Origin of the sequence: Guyparkeria sp. (genome assembly GCF_046545975.1) — a bacterium.
In the GTDB taxonomy this organism is placed as follows: domain Bacteria; phylum Pseudomonadota; class Gammaproteobacteria; order Halothiobacillales; family Halothiobacillaceae; genus Guyparkeria.
The window spans coordinates 1-16,073 of the sequence record NZ_JBKGYT010000042.1; the positions used below are offsets into that span (position 1 = coordinate 1).

Annotated in this window: 13 protein-coding genes; 5 read left to right on the forward strand and 8 right to left on the reverse strand. The window is 68.4% G+C overall.

The genetic code is table 11. The features are described 5' to 3' along the window. The coding region (locus tag ACLFMY_RS05545; RefSeq protein ID WP_410763587.1) for a TRAP transporter substrate-binding protein at positions 1-1,017 on the forward strand (1,017 nt) is incomplete at its 5' end. A 10-nt stretch (positions 1,018-1,027) separates the two neighbouring features. On the opposite strand, the gene ACLFMY_RS05550 is transcribed toward ACLFMY_RS05545, so the two are convergent. Continuing rightward, on the reverse strand, positions 1,028-1,699 hold the full coding sequence (locus ACLFMY_RS05550) for a metal-dependent transcriptional regulator (protein ID WP_410763588.1): 672 nt from the start codon (positions 1,697-1,699) through the stop codon (positions 1,028-1,030). 305 nt (positions 1,700-2,004) lie between these two features. Here ACLFMY_RS05550 and ACLFMY_RS05555 point away from each other — a divergent pair, with 305 nt between their 5' ends. Then, complete coding sequence (locus ACLFMY_RS05555; protein WP_410763589.1) at positions 2,005-2,904, forward strand: metal ABC transporter substrate-binding protein; 900 nt, start codon at positions 2,005-2,007, stop codon at positions 2,902-2,904. A gap of 26 nt (positions 2,905-2,930) precedes the next feature. Here the strand turns inward: ACLFMY_RS05555 and ACLFMY_RS05560 are convergent, their stop codons facing one another. After that, the gene (locus tag ACLFMY_RS05560; protein WP_410763590.1) at positions 2,931-3,461 is read right to left on the reverse strand and encodes a gamma carbonic anhydrase family protein; all 531 of its coding nucleotides are present in this window, start codon (positions 3,459-3,461) and stop codon (positions 2,931-2,933) included. 156 nt (positions 3,462-3,617) lie between these two features. Here ACLFMY_RS05560 and ubiA point away from each other — a divergent pair, with 156 nt between their 5' ends. The 3 genes from ubiA to ACLFMY_RS05575 all read left to right on the forward strand — a co-directional run bounded on the left by ubiA (position 3,618) and on the right by ACLFMY_RS05575 (position 5,548). Next, on the forward strand, positions 3,618-4,478 hold the full coding sequence (gene ubiA / locus ACLFMY_RS05565) for a 4-hydroxybenzoate octaprenyltransferase (protein WP_410763591.1): 861 nt from the start codon (positions 3,618-3,620) through the stop codon (positions 4,476-4,478). A gap of 112 nt (positions 4,479-4,590) precedes the next feature. Continuing rightward, positions 4,591-5,055, forward strand: a complete 465-nt coding sequence (locus ACLFMY_RS05570) for a c-type cytochrome (RefSeq protein WP_410763592.1) — start codon at positions 4,591-4,593, stop codon at positions 5,053-5,055. Between the two features lie 145 nt (positions 5,056-5,200). After that, complete coding sequence (locus ACLFMY_RS05575) at positions 5,201-5,548, forward strand: hypothetical protein (RefSeq protein ID WP_410763593.1); 348 nt, start codon at positions 5,201-5,203, stop codon at positions 5,546-5,548. Between the two features lie 274 nt (positions 5,549-5,822). Here the strand turns inward: ACLFMY_RS05575 and ACLFMY_RS05580 are convergent, their stop codons facing one another. The 6 genes from ACLFMY_RS05580 to ACLFMY_RS05605 form a co-directional block, all read right to left on the reverse strand. Next, positions 5,823-10,058 (reverse strand): EAL domain-containing protein, encoded by a 4,236-nt coding sequence (locus ACLFMY_RS05580; RefSeq protein ID WP_410763594.1) that lies wholly within the window; start codon positions 10,056-10,058, stop codon positions 5,823-5,825. Between the two features lie 96 nt (positions 10,059-10,154). Continuing rightward, the gene (locus ACLFMY_RS05585) at positions 10,155-11,039 is read right to left on the reverse strand and encodes an amidohydrolase family protein (RefSeq protein WP_410763595.1); all 885 of its coding nucleotides are present in this window, start codon (positions 11,037-11,039) and stop codon (positions 10,155-10,157) included. Then, positions 11,011-12,090: an ABC transporter ATP-binding protein gene (locus ACLFMY_RS05590; RefSeq protein WP_410763596.1), complete on the reverse strand. Its 1,080-nt coding sequence runs from the start codon at positions 12,088-12,090 to the stop codon at positions 11,011-11,013. The genes ACLFMY_RS05585 and ACLFMY_RS05590 overlap by 29 nt, the downstream gene beginning before the upstream one ends. Positions 12,091-12,132: 42 nt before the next feature. After that, positions 12,133-13,857, reverse strand: a complete 1,725-nt coding sequence (locus tag ACLFMY_RS05595) for an ABC transporter permease (RefSeq protein ID WP_410763597.1) — start codon at positions 13,855-13,857, stop codon at positions 12,133-12,135. Continuing rightward, positions 13,848-14,909, reverse strand: a complete 1,062-nt coding sequence (locus ACLFMY_RS05600) for a Fe(3+) ABC transporter substrate-binding protein (protein WP_410763598.1) — start codon at positions 14,907-14,909, stop codon at positions 13,848-13,850. Before ACLFMY_RS05600 ends, ACLFMY_RS05595 begins: the two co-directional genes overlap by 10 nt. A 223-nt stretch (positions 14,910-15,132) precedes the next feature. Further along, the coding region (locus ACLFMY_RS05605; RefSeq protein ID WP_410763599.1) for a LysR family transcriptional regulator at positions 15,133-16,073 on the reverse strand (941 nt) is incomplete at its 5' end.

A 16,073-nucleotide genomic window follows, 5' to 3' on the forward strand; every position in this document is an offset into this window, starting at 1 on the left:
GGCCCGACCCCGGACGATCCCATCCGCTGGAAGATGGTGACCACCTGGCCGAAGAACTTCCCCGGCCTGGGCACCGGTGCGAACAACATCGCCCAGTACATCAACGAGATGTCCGGCGGCCGACTGGTGGTCAACGTCTTCGGCGCCGGCGAGGTGGTGCCGGCGCTGGAGGTGTTCGACGCGGTCAAGTCGGGCACCGCCGAGATGGGCCACGGCGCGGCCTACTACTGGCAGGGCAAGATGCCGGCGGCGGCCTTCTTCGCCGCCATGCCCTTCGGCCTGACCGCCAACGAGATGAACGGCTGGCTCCATTACGGCGACGGCATCGAGCTCTGGGAGGAGCTCTACGCGCCGCACGGCATCATCCCCCGCCCGGCCGGCAACACCGGCCCGCAGATGGGCGGCTGGTTCCGAAAGCCGATCGAGTCGCTCGACGACTTCAAGGGGCTGAAGATGCGCCTGCCGGGCATCGGCGGCGAGGTGCTGCGCAAGCTGGGCGTCTCGGTGGTCAATACCCCGGGTGGCGAGCTGTTCCAGGCACTGGACGACGGCACCATCGACGCGGCCGAGTGGGTGGGGCCGTTCAACGATCTGGCCTTCGGCTTCCATCGCGCCGCGAAGTACTACTATGCTCCGGGCTGGCAGGAGCCGTCGGCGACCATGGAGGCGCTGATCAACCGGGAGGCCTACGAGGCCCTGCCCGAGGACCTGCAGCAGATCGTCGAGGGAGCGATCCGGATGGCCGCCGGCGAGATGCTCGCCGAGTTCAGTGCTCGCAACAACCGGGCGCTCAAGACGCTGACCGAGGAGCACGGCGTCGAGCTGCGCTACTTCTCCGAGGAGATCATGGAGGCGCTGTTCGAGCAGTCCAACGAGGTGCTTGCCGAGATCACCGAGGAGGACGAGTTCGCCAAGCGGGTGTTCGAGTCGATGACCGACTATCGTCGTGACGTCGCCGGCTGGACGGAAGGATCGGAGTTCACGTTCCTGCAGGCACGCCAGCGTTACCTCGAGTAGGGGCGCCGGGTCACTCGGCGGCCGAGCGGATCGTCCAGACCCGCTCGGCCAGATCGGTGGCCAGCGGGCGGTCGTGTCGGCCGATCGTGACGACCACGTCGGCCGACCCGGGATGGCCGGCCCGGCGACGGACGAACTGGCCGGGCAGCACGCCGGCCTGGGTGAGCGCGCGCAGGTCGGCGGCATTCTCGGCGGCCAGACGGACCACCGTGGCCCCCTCGTCGATGGCCAGGTCGTTCAGCGCCACCATCTGTCGTCGCTCCACCGGGGCCTGCTCCGGTTGCGGGATCGGTGCGCCGTGGGGGTCGAACTCCGGGCGGCCGAGGTGGTCCCACAGGCGATCGATCAGGCGGCTGGAGAATGCGTGCTCGAGGATTTCCGCCTCGGCATCGACCTCGGCCAGGGGCACCCCGAGGTCCTGGACGAGAAAGGTCTCGATCACCCGGTGGCGACGGATCATGTCGACGGCGATCGCCCAGCCGGCATCGGTGAGCGTCGCTCCCTGGTAGCGGGCGTAGTGGATCAGCCCGTCGGCATGCAGCCGCTTGAGCATGGCGGTCACCGAGGCACGCGCGATGCCCAGGCGGTCGGCGATCGCCGAAGGGGAGACGGATGGCTCCGGCGATTGCTCGGCCAGCTTGAAAATGGCCTTGAGGTAGTCCTCGTATGCAGTGCTCGCCATGGGTGTTACCGCGGTGGTTTGGACAACGCTCCCGGATCGGGCGACCGATGTCGGGGACGGACCCGGGAGCGCTTCGAGCGGATCCGGAAGGTGATCGAATGCCGGTCCGGACCGGCCCTGAGCGACCCGGCGGTTGGTTAAGGGTATTGTCGTAACGTTAGCATGTCGCACGGGGATGGTGCTTGCACCGGCGAGTGCGTCTTTCTACCATCCGCAATCAATTTTCAAGGCAGGCGAGGCCGATTGTGCAGAGATTTTTTCGGTGGCTTACCCGCGGCGCGACCTTGTCGGCGGCGGTCCTTCTCATGGTTCCCTCCGCGCAGGCGCAGGACGAGGTGCTGCGCTACGGCGGTGACCGGGATGTCGAGACGCTGACGGTCGTGACGGACACCACCATCAACGCGGCGCTGGTGGAAAACATCGCCGGCTCCTTCGTCGAGGTCGAGCCGATTGTCGAGCGCGGCGAGTCGCCGATCGACCACGAACTCGACGAGGCGGACCGGGAGGCAATCGCCGAGGCCGACCTGGTCGTCTACCAGGGGCTGGGGCTGATGCCGTCGTTCATCGAGGTGGCCGAGGCGCGGGACGATGACGAACGGATCGTTCTGACCGAGGGCATTCCCGACTTCCGGCTGATCCGTGACGGTGACGAGGCCAACCCGCACACCTATCATTCCCCCTCGCTGGTGCAGTATGCCGTCGACCATCTCACCGTGGCGCTGAAGAAAAAGCTGGAGCCCGTGGCCGGTGAGATCGAGGGCAACCGCCTGCGCATCAACATCGAGCTGCAGTCGCTGATGCGCGAGACCGAGGGGCTGATGGAGGAGCTGCCGCGCAGCGAGCGCCTGCTGGTCACCGACAACGACGTCTTCGCCTACTTCGCCAAGGACTACCACTTCGAGCTGCTCGACGTCACGCGTGACGAGGACAGTGAAAAGGCCGTCGAGCTGATCGAGCGCCACGAGATCGATAACGTGTTCCGGGTCGAGGGTGCGGGGGACGGCGCGATCGAGGCATGGCTCGACGCGCATCGCGGCGACGACGTGCCCGAATCGGTCGGGCTGGCGCCGACACTGGCCGGCCTGTGGCTGGGCGAGCCGAACCTGCCGACGGGCACCTATATCGGCATGCTCCGCCAGAACGTCAACGACATCATCCTGGGGCTTCGCCCGTTGCCGGAGGCCGGCGAGGGCGAGATCGAGTAGATCGCGGCGGCCGGCGAGGGGCTTGCTCAACTGCCGGCGTGATGATCCTGGGCCAGTTCCCGGTAGAAGCGGGCCGATTCGGCCAGGTGGTCGCGCTCCTCGTCGGTGAGGGGGCGGACCTTGCGAGCCGGCGTGCCCAGGTAGAGATTGCCGCTTTCGAGCACCTTGCCGGGCGAGACGACGCTGCCGGCCCCGATCACGACCTCGTCCTCGACGACCACGTCGTCCATCACGATCGACCCCATGCCCACCAGGACGCGATTGCCGATGGTGCAGGCGTGCAGGATGGCGCGGTGGCCCACGGTGACCTCCTCGCCGATTCGGCAGGGCATGCCCTGGGGGTGCTTCGCCGAGGGCTGGTTGACGTGCACGATCACGCCGTCCTGCAGGTTGGTCAGTCGCCCGACGCGGATCTGCTGGACGTCGCCGCGCAGCACGGCACAGGGCCAGACCGACACGCCTTCCTCGAGCACCACGTCACCGATGATGACGGCCGTGGGATCGATCCAGCTGTCTTCGGCCACGTCGGGGAGCTGTTTCTGGAAATTGCGTATCATCTTGGGGTCTCCCTCGGATTCGGTCGTGCGGTTCGTGCCGCGCATTCTATCGTAACGGGGCACGTCAGTAGTCAGACGGCAGTGGTCGGTGGCCGGGCCCCCGTTCTGATATCTTCCGTCTGATTTCCGATCGCCGACCTTTCAGGAAGTAGCGTCTTGTCCGTGATTGCCGAGAAAACCCGCGCCTACCTCGCCCTGACCCGGCTGGACCGGCCGGTGGGCATCTTCCTGCTCCTCTGGCCCACCTACTGGGCCCTGTGGGTGGCAGGCGAGGGACAACCTGACCCGTGGATCTTCCTGATCTTCACGCTGGGGGTGATCGCCATGCGCTCGGCCGGCTGCGCCATCAACGACTATGCCGACCGGCACGTCGACGGGCACGTCACCCGCACCTGCAATCGACCGCTGGCCACGGGGCGGATCAGTGCGCGCGAGGCCCTCGGCGTGTTCGCCGCGCTGGTGGGCGTGTCCTTCCTGCTGGTGCTGCAGCTCAACGCCATGACCATCGCGCTGTCGGTGGTGGCCGTGATCCTCGCGGCGACCTATCCCTTCGGCAAGCGATTCCATCACCTGCCCCAGGTGCACCTGGGGCTGGCCTTCGGCTGGGCCATCCCGATGGCCTTCGCCGCCCATCTCGAGGCCGTGCCCCCGGTCGCCTGGCTGCTCCTGCTGGCCAACATCGGCTGGACGCTGGCCTACGATACCCTCTACGCCATGGCCGACCGGCCGGACGACCTGAAGATCGGCGTCAAGTCCTCGGCCATCCTCTTCGGTCGGTACGATCTCGTCGCCGTTTCCCTGTCCTACGGCTGGACGCTGGCCTTCCTGGCGGCCGTCGGCCTCGCGGTCGACCTGAATCCTGCCTACTTCATCGGCCTGGCGATCGCGGCGGTCAGCGCCGTCTGGATCGTGCGCACGGCGCGTTCGCGCAAGCTCTCGCCCTGCGTGCTGGCCTTCCGGCGCAACAACGTTTTCGGGGCGATCGTGATGCTGGCCCTGATCGCCGGGTTCCTGTGACCGGGCGCGGATGAACGGCCGGCAGTCCTGGTCTAGACTCGGTGATCGTTAGTGGCCTATCGAACCGATCCGGCCGCCATTCGACCCGTACAGTGAAATGGAGGTTTCCAGTATGCCCGGCAAGATCATGCTTCCGATCGCCCTTGTCGCCGCCACCGTCGCCACGACCCAGGCGGCGGCCCGGGCGGCCGATCCGGCCGACGTCATCGAGTACCGGCAGGCGGTGTTCCAGGTGACCAAGAACAATTTCGGTCCCATCGCCGACATGCTCAAGGGCGAGATCGACTACGACCAGGCGACGGTGGAGAAGAACGCGGCCGTGGTGCAGATGATGAGCACCCTGGTCGGCGATCTCTTCCCCGAGGGGACGGACGCGACGCCCGATGAGACCGACGCCCTGATGGATATCTGGGACGAGCCGGATGCCTTTGCCGACGCCGTGGCGGAATTCGAGGAGACCTCGGTTGCGCTGGCACGGGCGTCCGAGAGCGGCGACAAGCGCCAGCTGGCCGCCGCGGTGAAGGATGTCGGTGCGAGCTGCAAGGCCTGCCACGACGACTTCCGCCGCGACGACTGACGGGGCGGCGAAAGGCCCGTCACACCGCCCCGCGACAGCCCGCCGAACGGCGGGCTGTTCTCGTTGGGATCGCTCCGGGCCCACGGCGCGAGACCGCTGGGCTATTCTCCCGGGACGAACCCCGGATCAGCGCGGAGGTGCTCCCATGCTCTACATGCCCCGTACCGCATCCGCGAGCCCGGAGCGGCTCGCGGACACCTTCAAGGAGGAAATCGCGAGCGTCGACCTCGACGAGATTCCCCTGCAGCAGGGAATGAGCCGCGGCAGCGTCGCCCTGGGCGACGACCTGTCCGCGATGGTGATCCGCGTCGAGCCGGACGAGGAACGCGTTCGCGTGCACGCCGGCCTGTTCTTTTCCAGCATCGTCGCCGGCTGCGCCTGCGCCAACGACCCGACGCCCGAGAACGAGGACGCCGAGTACATCGAGGCCGTCTTCGACATCCGGCGGCCCGATGGGGCCACCACCGTGACGTTGTCCGAGTCCGCGCCATGAACGCGGGAGTGGGCCGACTAGTCATCAAGGAACCTCTGCACGAATGCCATGCCGCTCTGCGCGCCTTGATCACGAACGACTCGCCAGGCCAGAGCGGTATCGGATTCGCGCGGACCTTCCCCAAAACGTCTGTGCCGTCGCCGCCGAGGTCTTCGGCGTGGACAACGACACGCTGTTCGAGGGACTGGAACTGACCGGTGACGGATTCGTGGCGATGATCGGCTGGCAGTCGCAGGGCTACCACCCCGTCACGATGTTCTGAATCACTCGGTGCTCAACGGCCGAGGTACCGCGCGGCGAAGGCCTCCGCCGTGAGCGGTCGGCTTTCCAGGTGCCCCTGGTAGACGTCGCAGCCGTGGTCGGCGAGAAATGCCAGCTGGCCGTCGTTCTGCACGCCTTCCGCGATCACCTCGAGCCCGAGGGCATGGCCCAGATCGAGGATCACGCGGGCGATCTGCCCACGGTCGTCGGCTTCCTCGATCAGGTCGACGAAACGCTTGTCGATCTTGAGCACGTCCAGCGCGAACTGCCGCAACTGCCCGAGTGACGAGTAGCCGGTGCCGAAGTCGTCCAGGGCCACGTGGACCCCCATGCTACGCAGCCGGTCGATCAGGCGGCGTGCCTCCGCCTCGCGTCGGACGATGGCGCTCTCGGTCAGCTCCAGTTCGAGGTGATCCGGGGGCAGTCCACTCTCCTCGAGTGCCTCGGCGACCAGCCGGTCGACCTGGCCGTGGCGCAGCTGGTGCGGGGAGAGGTTGACGGCCAGCCGGCCGAAGTCCCGGCCCTCGTCCAGCCATTCGCGTCCGATCCGGCAGGTCTCGCGCAACACCCATCCCCCCAGCGGCCAGATCAGGCCGGTGGTCTCGGCGACGGGGATGAAGCGCTCCGGACCGACGAGCCCCCGGGTCGGGTGCTGCCAGCGGACCAGCACCTCGGCACCGTGCAGTTGCCCGTCGGCCACCCGGATCTGCGGCTGGAACACCAGCCGGAGTTCGTCATTGTCGATCGCCCGGCGCAACTCCAGTTCCAGCGCAACGCGGTCGTGGGCGGCGTCCGTCATCTCGTCGGAGAAGAAGCGGAAGGTGCCGCGGCCCTCGTCCTTGGCCCGGTAGAGGGCCGTGTCGGCCTGCTGCAGCAGGTCGATGGGCGTCTCCGCGCTGTCGGGGAACAGCGTGATGCCGATGGAGGCCAGTACCCGGACGTGCTGGCCGCCGGCCAGCTCCCAGGGCTCGCCCAGCGCGGCGATGACCCTGCCGGCGATCTCCCCGGCCTGCTCGGCACTCTCGATGCTGGACAGGGCCATGGCGAACTCGTCGCCGCCGAGGCGCGCGATGGTGTCGGCCTCGGCGAAGCGCGCCTTGAGTCGCTCGCTCACCTTGACCAGCAGCTGGTCCCCGGCCACGTGTCCCAGGCTGTCGTTGACGTCCTTGAACCGGTCGAGATCGATCATCAGCAGGGCGACGTTCTCGCCCCGACGCCGTCCGACCTCGATCATCTGCTCGAGACGGGCGACCAGCAACAGCCGGTTGGGCAGCCCGGTGAGCGGGTCGTGGTGGGCGAGGAAGTCGAGCTTGGATTCGTCCTCCTTCTGCCGCGTGATGTCGACGAACAGCCCGACGTAGTGACTGATCGAGCCGTCCCGGTCCGTCATCGCGCTGATGCTCAGGATCTCGGGGTAGATCTCGCCGTTCTTGCGCCGGTTCCAGATCTCGCCCTGCCAGTGCCCGTGCGACTGCAGCGACGCCCACATCTCCTGGTAGAAGGCGCGATCGTGCTGGCCCGACTCGAGCATTCGCGGGGTACGCCCGATCACCTCGTCGGCCGAGTACCCCGTCAGTTCGGTGAAGGCCGGGTTGACCTCGACGATGGTCTGGTCCCGGTCGGTGATCAGTACGCCCTCGTGGGTGTTCTCGATCACCTTGGCCATCAGGCGCTCGTGCTCCTCGATCTCGTGGCGGTCGTGGACGTCGGTTACCACGCCGTCGAACCACAAGGGCTGACCCTGCTCGTCGAAATGCACCCGCGTGACATCCTCGAACCAGCGGTGCTCGCCGTCGGCCATGCGCAGGCGGTACTCCTGGCGATACTGCTCGGATCCGCGGGCCACGTGGTCCGCGACCTCGCGTTCGACGACCGGCAGATCGTCGGGATGGATGATGTCGGCGAAGCGGATCTCGCGCGTATCCCACTGCTCGACGGCATAGCCCCACTGCTCGATGTTGTCCGAGACGTAGTCGGCCGGCCAGCCGGGCTCGGGCAGCCAGCGGAACAGCACCGCCGGGCTGGCGCGGACGGCCTCGCGGGCCTGTTCCAGGTCCTTGAGGCGGTCGAAGTGGTCCAGCGCGAAGGACAGGTCCGTGGCCAGGTCGTCGACCGTGGTGCGGATCGCCTCGTCGAAGAAGCCCGTGGACTCGGCGTAGAGGGCCATCGCGGCGACCACCTCGCCTCCCCGGTAGATCGGGAACGCGGCCACGGCATCCACGCCGGCCGCGTGGGCCGGTTCGTGCCAGACGGAGGTGTCGTCCTCGGTCTGGAAGTGATTGACCACCTCCAGCCGGCGGTTGCGCACCGCCCGCCCAACCGGGCCGGTGCCGGCCGGCTCGTCCGGATTGACGCTGACCTCGATCTTGTCGATGTAGCCGGTCGTGTCGCCGAAGCGCGCCACCGGCACGACCGCGCCGGTGTCCGGGTCGATCCGCCCGACCCAGGCGAATGCCAGGTGGCCGTGTTCGACGGCCACCTGGCAGACGGTGGCGAACAGCTCGTCGGCCGTCCGGCAGCGGGTGATGGCCTGGTTGGTCTGGGAGAGGAAGTCGTAGAGGTCCTTCTGGCGTTGCAGTGCCAGGTGGGCCTGCCGGCGTTCGGTGACGTCCTCGGCGGTGGCGACCAGGTATTCCGCCTCGCCGCTCTCGGTACGGGTGACGCGGACGTCGAACTGGATCCAGGCCTGCTCGCCGTCCGGACGGACGAGGGTGTATTCATGCCGGTACTGTTCCCGCTGTCCGGCGACCAGTTCCTGCCGCGCCGCCGCCTCGTCGGGGCCCTCGGCATGCTGCAGCAGCTCGGACCAGCGCTTGCCGGTGAGTGTCCTGCCGGAGTGGCCGAGCATTTCCGCCATGCGCGGGTTGGCCTGCAGGATGCGCCCGCTGTTCGGCGAGGTGACGGCCATGCCGACGAACGGCATGTCGTAGAAGATCCGCAACAGGCGATCCTGTTCCGCGGTACGGGCGAGCAGCTGGAGCGACTCGCTCTCGCGGGTGCGCCGCCAGAGCAGCAGCAGGGCCATCGCCATGACCGTCAGCAGGAAGAAGGCGACCAGGGCCAGCAGCGTCAGGGCCTGGCGCAACGGGGCGAGGGCCTCGTCGCGTTCGATGATCGAGGCGATCCGCCAGTTCGTGCCGGGGACCGGCCGGGCGGCACCGATGACCGCCGCGCCGGTCTCGTCCACGCCCTCGAATCGCCGCGTCTCGGCGCCGGCAGCGAAGTCCGACGGGTCGAACACGCTCTCGTCCCAGGGCCGCCTCGGCCACGCGGTGCCCGGTTCGTCGGTCTCCCCGGGCGTGAGGAGCAGGACGTGCTCGTCCTCGGCCTTGGCCAGGAACGTGCGGGCGGTGAGATGGCCGCTGACCGACCGGTGCACCAGCGGCAGGATCGTGCGTTCCGGGTTCGAGCGCATCAGCACCCAGGCATGCTGCCGTCCATCCTGCGGGGTGGTCAGCGGTATCGGTACCAGCCAGTCCATGTGCGGGTGGTCATGGCTGTCGACTTCCAGGGGCAGGCGAACGATGTCCCCGTCGCTGCGCTCCAGGCGGGCTTGCAGCGTGGCGGGGATAGTCTCGATGCCGCGGTTGAGCAACGGCGTCCCGTCGGGGGCGAACAGGGCCAGGCCCTCGTAGCGGTAGGCCTCGGTCATGGCGGAGAACAGGTTGACCAGTTCCTCGCGGGCCGCAGCCGCCCGATCCTCGTCTCCGGAAACGACCCGCTCGACCTCGCGGATGAAGTCGTTCGACTTCTGCAGTACCCGCCCGTCGCCGATGCGTTCATCGAGCCAGATGGACAGCTGGTCCGCCTTGAGCGAGGCGATGGCGGCCAGCTGGGTCTTGTTGCTGTCGATGATCGCCGGCGCGCGGTTGAGGTACACCCCGGCGACGATGGTGCCCACCACGGCCACGTTGGCGAGAAACACCGCCAGGTGAACAGAAATCCGGGGGCGTCGGCGGGACGGCCGGGCCACGGTCGACCGGGGGGTGGCACCGGGCAGCAGCCAGCGCAGCATCAGGTAGAGAAGCAGGCCGGTGACCCCGACGAACGCCAGTCCCTTGAGCAGGCCGAAGCGTGCCAGCTGGTCGGGCTCGATCAGCGCTTCCAGCAGCCAGTCCGAGAACAGGATCCACAGGCCGGCGTAGAGGACGTACAGCAGGGTGATCGTCAGCGGTGAAGCCGAGCCTCGGCGCGTCGGGTGCTGGGGTTGTTCGTCGCGCGCCTTCATGGGGTGGCCGATTGTCTGCACTCGGGTTGCTTCGGGATCACCGGTCGGCCGGGTCGTGCTGCCGACAGGTTGGATGCTGGCTGTGGCATGCCGGCCCGGCCCGAAAGAATGGTCCAATCAGCGTTCGAAGTCCAGTTGCCCCGACGCCTCCGGGGCCTCCAGCGCCAGCGGGTCGAGCAGCAGTTCGCGGGCGTTTTCCCGGGCGATCCGCCGGGCCACCGACGGCGGCAGCTGGTCGAGCCACTGCCGGATGGTGCGCGCGGCGTCGTCGAACCGCTGCCACCGCTTGAGGCTGTAGGTGTCCACGCCGACGACGAAGCGATTGGGGTGGTCGACGAACAGCGCCCGCCACTCCGGGAGGAGGTCGCCGTCGGCATCGAGGAAGCGCTCGTCCCGGACCGAGGTATCGATGAACAGCCCGTGCGGGTGCCGGGCCAGGGCGGCGCGCAGCACCGTGGGATCGGGCTGGTCACCGAGGTGGGCCCAGAGCACCTGCGAGTCGGGTTCGATGGCGAAGATCCGGTCGATCACGGCCAGGTCGCCGTGGATCATCAGTACGAGATGCCGCTCGGCGGCGATCTCGACCAGCCGCTCGAGCACGGGGCTGTCCCGGTCGGAAGCGAAGATGTGCAGCTCCCCGATGCCGCGCCAGTCTCCCTCCTCCAGCCAGGCCTCCACGCGGTCCGGCAGGGTCTCGTCGTGCATCCAGGCCGGCTTGTCGGCCGCGTCCCGGTAGACGCCGAGAAAGGGGACGATCCGTTCGGGAGCCAGTTCGTGGAGGACCCGGGTGTTCTCCGGCGGGGTGCTGGTGACCACCGCGTGCTCGATGCCGTTTTCCTCGAGGGTGGCGAGGATCGCCTCCGGCGGGATCTCGGCGCGCTGGTCGGCCTGGTAGTGCAGGTGGGCGTCGAACAGCGGGGTCTGCGCCGTCACGGGCAGGGCGGCGGCGAGCAGCAGGATCGCGGCCAGTCGTTCAGTCGTCGTCCGAATCGGCATGGTCATGCGCCTTGCCCCGGGGGAACAGTACCAGGTGGGTGAATGCCGGGCGCAGGTTGACGCGCACGCCCGGCGCGTAGTGATCGTGGCTGGGGGCCAGGCTCAGCAGGCGGGTGCCGCCGGGCAGACGGAGGGTGTAGAGGAAGTTCGCGCCGCGGAAGACGCGCTCCTCGATTTCGGCCACCCCGATGCCATCGGCGTCGATGATCACGTCATCCGGGCGCACCAGCACGTCGACCTCCGTGCCGGGGGGGTATTCGTGGGAGACCTGCCCTTCCAGCAGCCCCAGTTCGGTCTTCACGCGGCCGGGGCCCACCATGGTGCCGCCGATGCGGGTGCCCTGGCCGATGAAGTCGGCCACGAAGGGGGTCTCGGGGCGGTGGTAGAGGTTGTAGGCCGTGTCCCACTGGTGCAGGCGCCCGGCCTGCATCACGCCGACGATGTCGGCCATGGCGAAGGCCTCGGCCTGGTCGTGGGTGACCAGCAGGGCGGTGGTTTCCGCCTCGCGCAGGATGTCGCGCAGTTCGCGCGGCAGGGTGTCGCGCAGTTCCACGTCCAGGCTGGAGAACGGCTCGTCGAGCAGCAGGATCTCGGGTTTCGGCGCCAGGGCCCGGGCGATGGCGACGCGCTGCTGCTGTCCGCCGGACAGGTGGTGCGGGTAGCGGCTGCCCATGCCGGGCAGGCCGACGAGGTCCAGCAGTTCGGCAATGCGCTTGCGGCGGGCGTCGACCGGCTTCTTCGGCAGCCCGAAGCCGATGTTGTCCGCCACGGTCAGGTGGGGGAACAGGGCCAGGTCCTGGAAGATCATGCCGACGCGGCGCTGCTCGGGCGGGTGCCCCCAGCCGGCCCCGGCCACCGTGTCGCCGTGCAAGCGCACCACGCCCGCGCTGGGTGATTCGAAGCCGGCGACCGTGCGCAGGATCGAGGTCTTGCCGCAGCCGGACGGCCCCAGCAGGCAGCCGATCACGCCGGACGGCAGCTTCAGGCTGACGTCCTCGACGGCGATGGTGTCACCGAAGCGCACCGTCAGGTCGACCAGGCTCAGGCGCTCGCTCACGATGCCGGTGCCTCCGCACGGGCGGCCGTTGCGGCTGACCGGCTACTCACTGTCGACCTCTCGGCTGTTGGCTGTGCCTTCATGTCCTCTCGCGCGGGTGATCGAACGGCTGACCAGGATGACCGGGATCAGGCCGGCGGCCACGATGGCCAGTGCCGGCAGGGCCGCGTCCCGCAGCCGTTCGTCGGAGGCCAGTTCGAATGCCCTGACCGCCAGCGTGTTGAAATCGAATGGCCGCAGCACCAGGGTCGCCGGCAGCTCCTTGAGCACGTCGACGAACACCAGCAGGGCGGCGGTGAGAAGACTGCCACGAATCAGCGGGATATGCACCCGCCACAACGTGCGCCCGGCATTGGCACCCATCGAGCGGGCCGCGTCGTCCATGCTTGGGCGCACGCGGCCGAGGCCGGCCTCGACGGTGTTGAGGCTCACGGCGAGGAACCGCACCAGGTAGGCGAACACCAGCGCGGCGAGCGTGCCCGAGAGCAGCAGGCCGCTGGAGACGCCGAACTCCTCGCGCAGCCAGCCGTCGAGGGTGTTGTCGAAGGCGGCGAACGGGATGATCACGCCCACGGCGATCACCGTGCCCGGCACGGCGTAGCCCATGCCGGCGATGCGGTTGATGGTGAAGGTCAGCCGCCCGGGCACCAGCCGGTGACCGTAGGCGAGGAACAGCGCCAGCAGCAGGGCGAGTATCGCGGTCAGCCCGGCCAGCCCCACCGAACGCGACACCAGCACCGCGAACTCGCCCAGATCCCGCGTGGGGGTCACTTCCAGGCTCCATGCCAGCAACTGTCCCGAGGGGACGAGAAAGCCCAGCGCCAGCGGCAGGCTGCAGGCGATGATGGCCAGCGTCGCCGCGCCGCGGCCCAGCCGGAACGACGGGCGGGCCTGCCAGTGACCGTGGTGGTGATAGCGGGCCTGCCGACGGGACAGTCGCTCGATGATGATCACGGTGAAGATGAACGTCAGCAGCAGCGCGGAGAGCTGCGCGGCGGCCATGGTGTCGTCGAGGCCGAACCAGGTGCGGAAGATGCCCGTGGTCAGCGTCGGGATGCCGAAGTACTGCACCGTGCCGTAGTCGGCCAGCGTCTCCATGATCGCCAGCGACAGCCCGGCGACGATCGACGGGCGCGCCAGCGGCAGGGCGACCCGCCGGAACATCTGCCAGGGGTTGAGCCCCAGCGAGCGCGCCACGTTGAGCGCGCTGGCCGACTGCTCGAGAAAGGCCGCCCGCGTGAGCATGTAGACGTAAGGGTAGAGCACCAGCGTGAGCATCACGATGGCCCCGCCCAGCGAGCGCACCTCGGGGAACGGGTAGTCGCCCACCGACCAGCCGGTCAGGGCCCGCAGGCCCGACTGCACCGGCCCGGCCACGTCCAGCAGCCCGGTATAGGTGTAGGCGATGATGTAGGCCGGCATGGCCAGTGGCAGCAGCAGCGCCCACTCGAAGAACCGCCGACCCGGGAATTCGCACACCGACAACAGCCAGGCCGTGCCGGTGCCGAGGATGAAGGTGCCGAACCCGACACCAATCGCCAGCAGGGCGGAATTGATGACGTAGTCGGCCAGCACCGTGTCGGCCAGGTGCGACCAGGCCGACTTGTCCGGCCAGAACACGGACGCGACGATCACCGCGAGCGGCAGGGCCAGCAGCGCGGTGATCAGGATCATGGCCCCCTTCCACGCAGACAAGCCGCCCGCCCCTCTCGGGACGGCCGGCTTGTCGATCAGGACGGTGGGCTGCGTGTCCTGGCTTACTGCCATCCGGCCCGGTCCATCAGCCTCACGGCATCCGGGTTGAGCTCACCGAGCTTCGACAGGTTGAGGTCGTCGGCCTTGAAGTCGCCCCACTCCTCCAGCGTTTCGGAGGCGGGGACGCCCGGGCGGACCGGGAACTCGTTGTTGACCTGGGCGTACCACTCCTGCGATTCCTCGGTGGTCAGGAACTCGAGCAGCTCGGTGACCGCCTCGGTCTTGTCGCTCGCCGCGACCATGCCGGCGCCGGAGACGTTGACGTGCGCACCGCGCTCGTCCTGGTTCGGCCAGACGAGGCGCACGGCGTTGGCCGCTTCGCGCTCGCTGTCGCTGCCGTTCTGCATGGCGCCGTAGTAGTAGGTGTTCGCCACGGCGATGTCGCACTCGCCGGCATGCACGGCGCTGATCTGGTCACGATCGCCGCCCTGCGGCTTGCGCGCCAGGTTGTCGACCAGGCCTTCGGCCCATTCCTCGGTCCATTCCTCGCCGTGCTCGGCGATCAGGGAGGCGACCAGCGACTGGTTGTAGACGTTGTCCGAAGAGCGGATGCAGACCTTGCCCTTGAACTTCGGGTCGGCCAGGTCGGCGTAGCTGGTGATCTCGCCGTCCTCGACGCGCTCCTTGTGCGTGAAGATCACGCGGGCGCGCTGCGACAGGCCGAACCACTGGTCATCCACGTCGCGCAGGTTGCTCGGGATGTTGTCACGCAGGGTGTCGGAGTCGATCGGCTGGAACACGCCCGACTCCTTGGCGCGCTGCAGGTTGCCGGCATCGACGGTGATCAGCACGTCGGCCGGGGTATTGCGGCCTTCGCTCTCCAGCCGGGAGAGCAGGGTGCCGGCGCCGGCGGTCAGCAGCTTGACCTCGATGCCGGTCTCCTCGGTGAAGCGATCCAGCAGCGGCGCGATCAGGTCTTCCTTGCGCGCGGAATACACATTGAGGGTGGTTTCGCCTTCCTCGGCCGCGGTGTCGCCGTTCTGGTCGGCGTTGTCACTGCAGCCGGCAAGGCCCAGGCCGGCGGTCGCGAGGGCCAGGGCGGCCAGCGGGATGAATCGGGACATGATCGAGACCTCTTGGTTCTTGAAGAAGAGCGGTTTGACCGCTTGTGTTCTGACGTTCTTGACGTGTTGCATCGATCGGAAGCGGAGTCACGATAGCCAAGGTTTTTTTCTCTGTCAAATGAGAATCATTCCTAGTCCAACTTCGATTGATATCCGAGTCTGTCGCTGGGACTCGCTGCACGAATCCCGCCCCGCATCGTGCGGCACGCGGCGGCGAGCGAGCTCACGTCGCCACCTGGCTTGCGCCCCCGGTCGGCAGGCCGTGGTCCCAGTACGGCTCTCCGGCGAAGCGCTGGACAAGGAAGTCGATGAACGCACGCACCCGCGCCGAGAGATGGCGGGTCTGCGGATAGACGGCATAGGCACCGATCTCCGGCCAGGGCACGTCGGTGAGGATGGGCACCAGCCGGCCGTCGGTGACCGCGCGGTGCAAGAGGAAGGTCGGCTCGATCACGATGCCCGCGCCGCGGATGGCCGCCTCGCGCAGGAAATCGCCGTTGTTGACCCGCAGCCGGCGCCGCCCCTGCACCGGCTGCCAGCGTCCCTGGGCATCGGTGTAGCCCCAGACGCGGGTTTCCGGGACGTTGCTGTAGATCAGGCAGTCGTGGTCGGCCAGATCGGCCGGGTGCCGCGGGGTGCCGTGACGGGCGAGGTAGTCCGGGCTGGCCACCGCGATGTTGCGGATCGGCGCGAGCTTGCGGGCGATCAGGGTGGAGTCCGGCAGGCTGGCCAGTCGGATCCCGAGGTCGTAACCGTCGGCGACCAGGTCGACCTCGTGGTCGTCGAGGTCGAGATCGAAGCTCACCCCGGGGTGGGCGTTCATGAACGCGGTGATCGCCGGTTGCAGGTGCATCAGGCCGAAGGAGAGCGGTGCGGCGATGCGCAGCACGCCGGAGAGCTCGCCGTGTTCGCGGGTGACCGCCTCCTCGGCCTCGTCCAGGTCGGCCAGCAGGCGCGCGGCTCGGTGGTAGAACGCCTCGCCCGACGGGGTGAGCGCCAGGTGGCGGGTGGTGCGATGCACCAGTTCCACGCCGAGATGGTTTTCCAGTTCCCGCAGCCGCCGACTGACCGCCGACTTGGCGATGCCCAGCCGCTCGGCCGCCGCGCTGATCGTGCCGGTATCCGCCACGCAGGTGAAAGTGGCCAGCGCCGTGAATCGGTCCA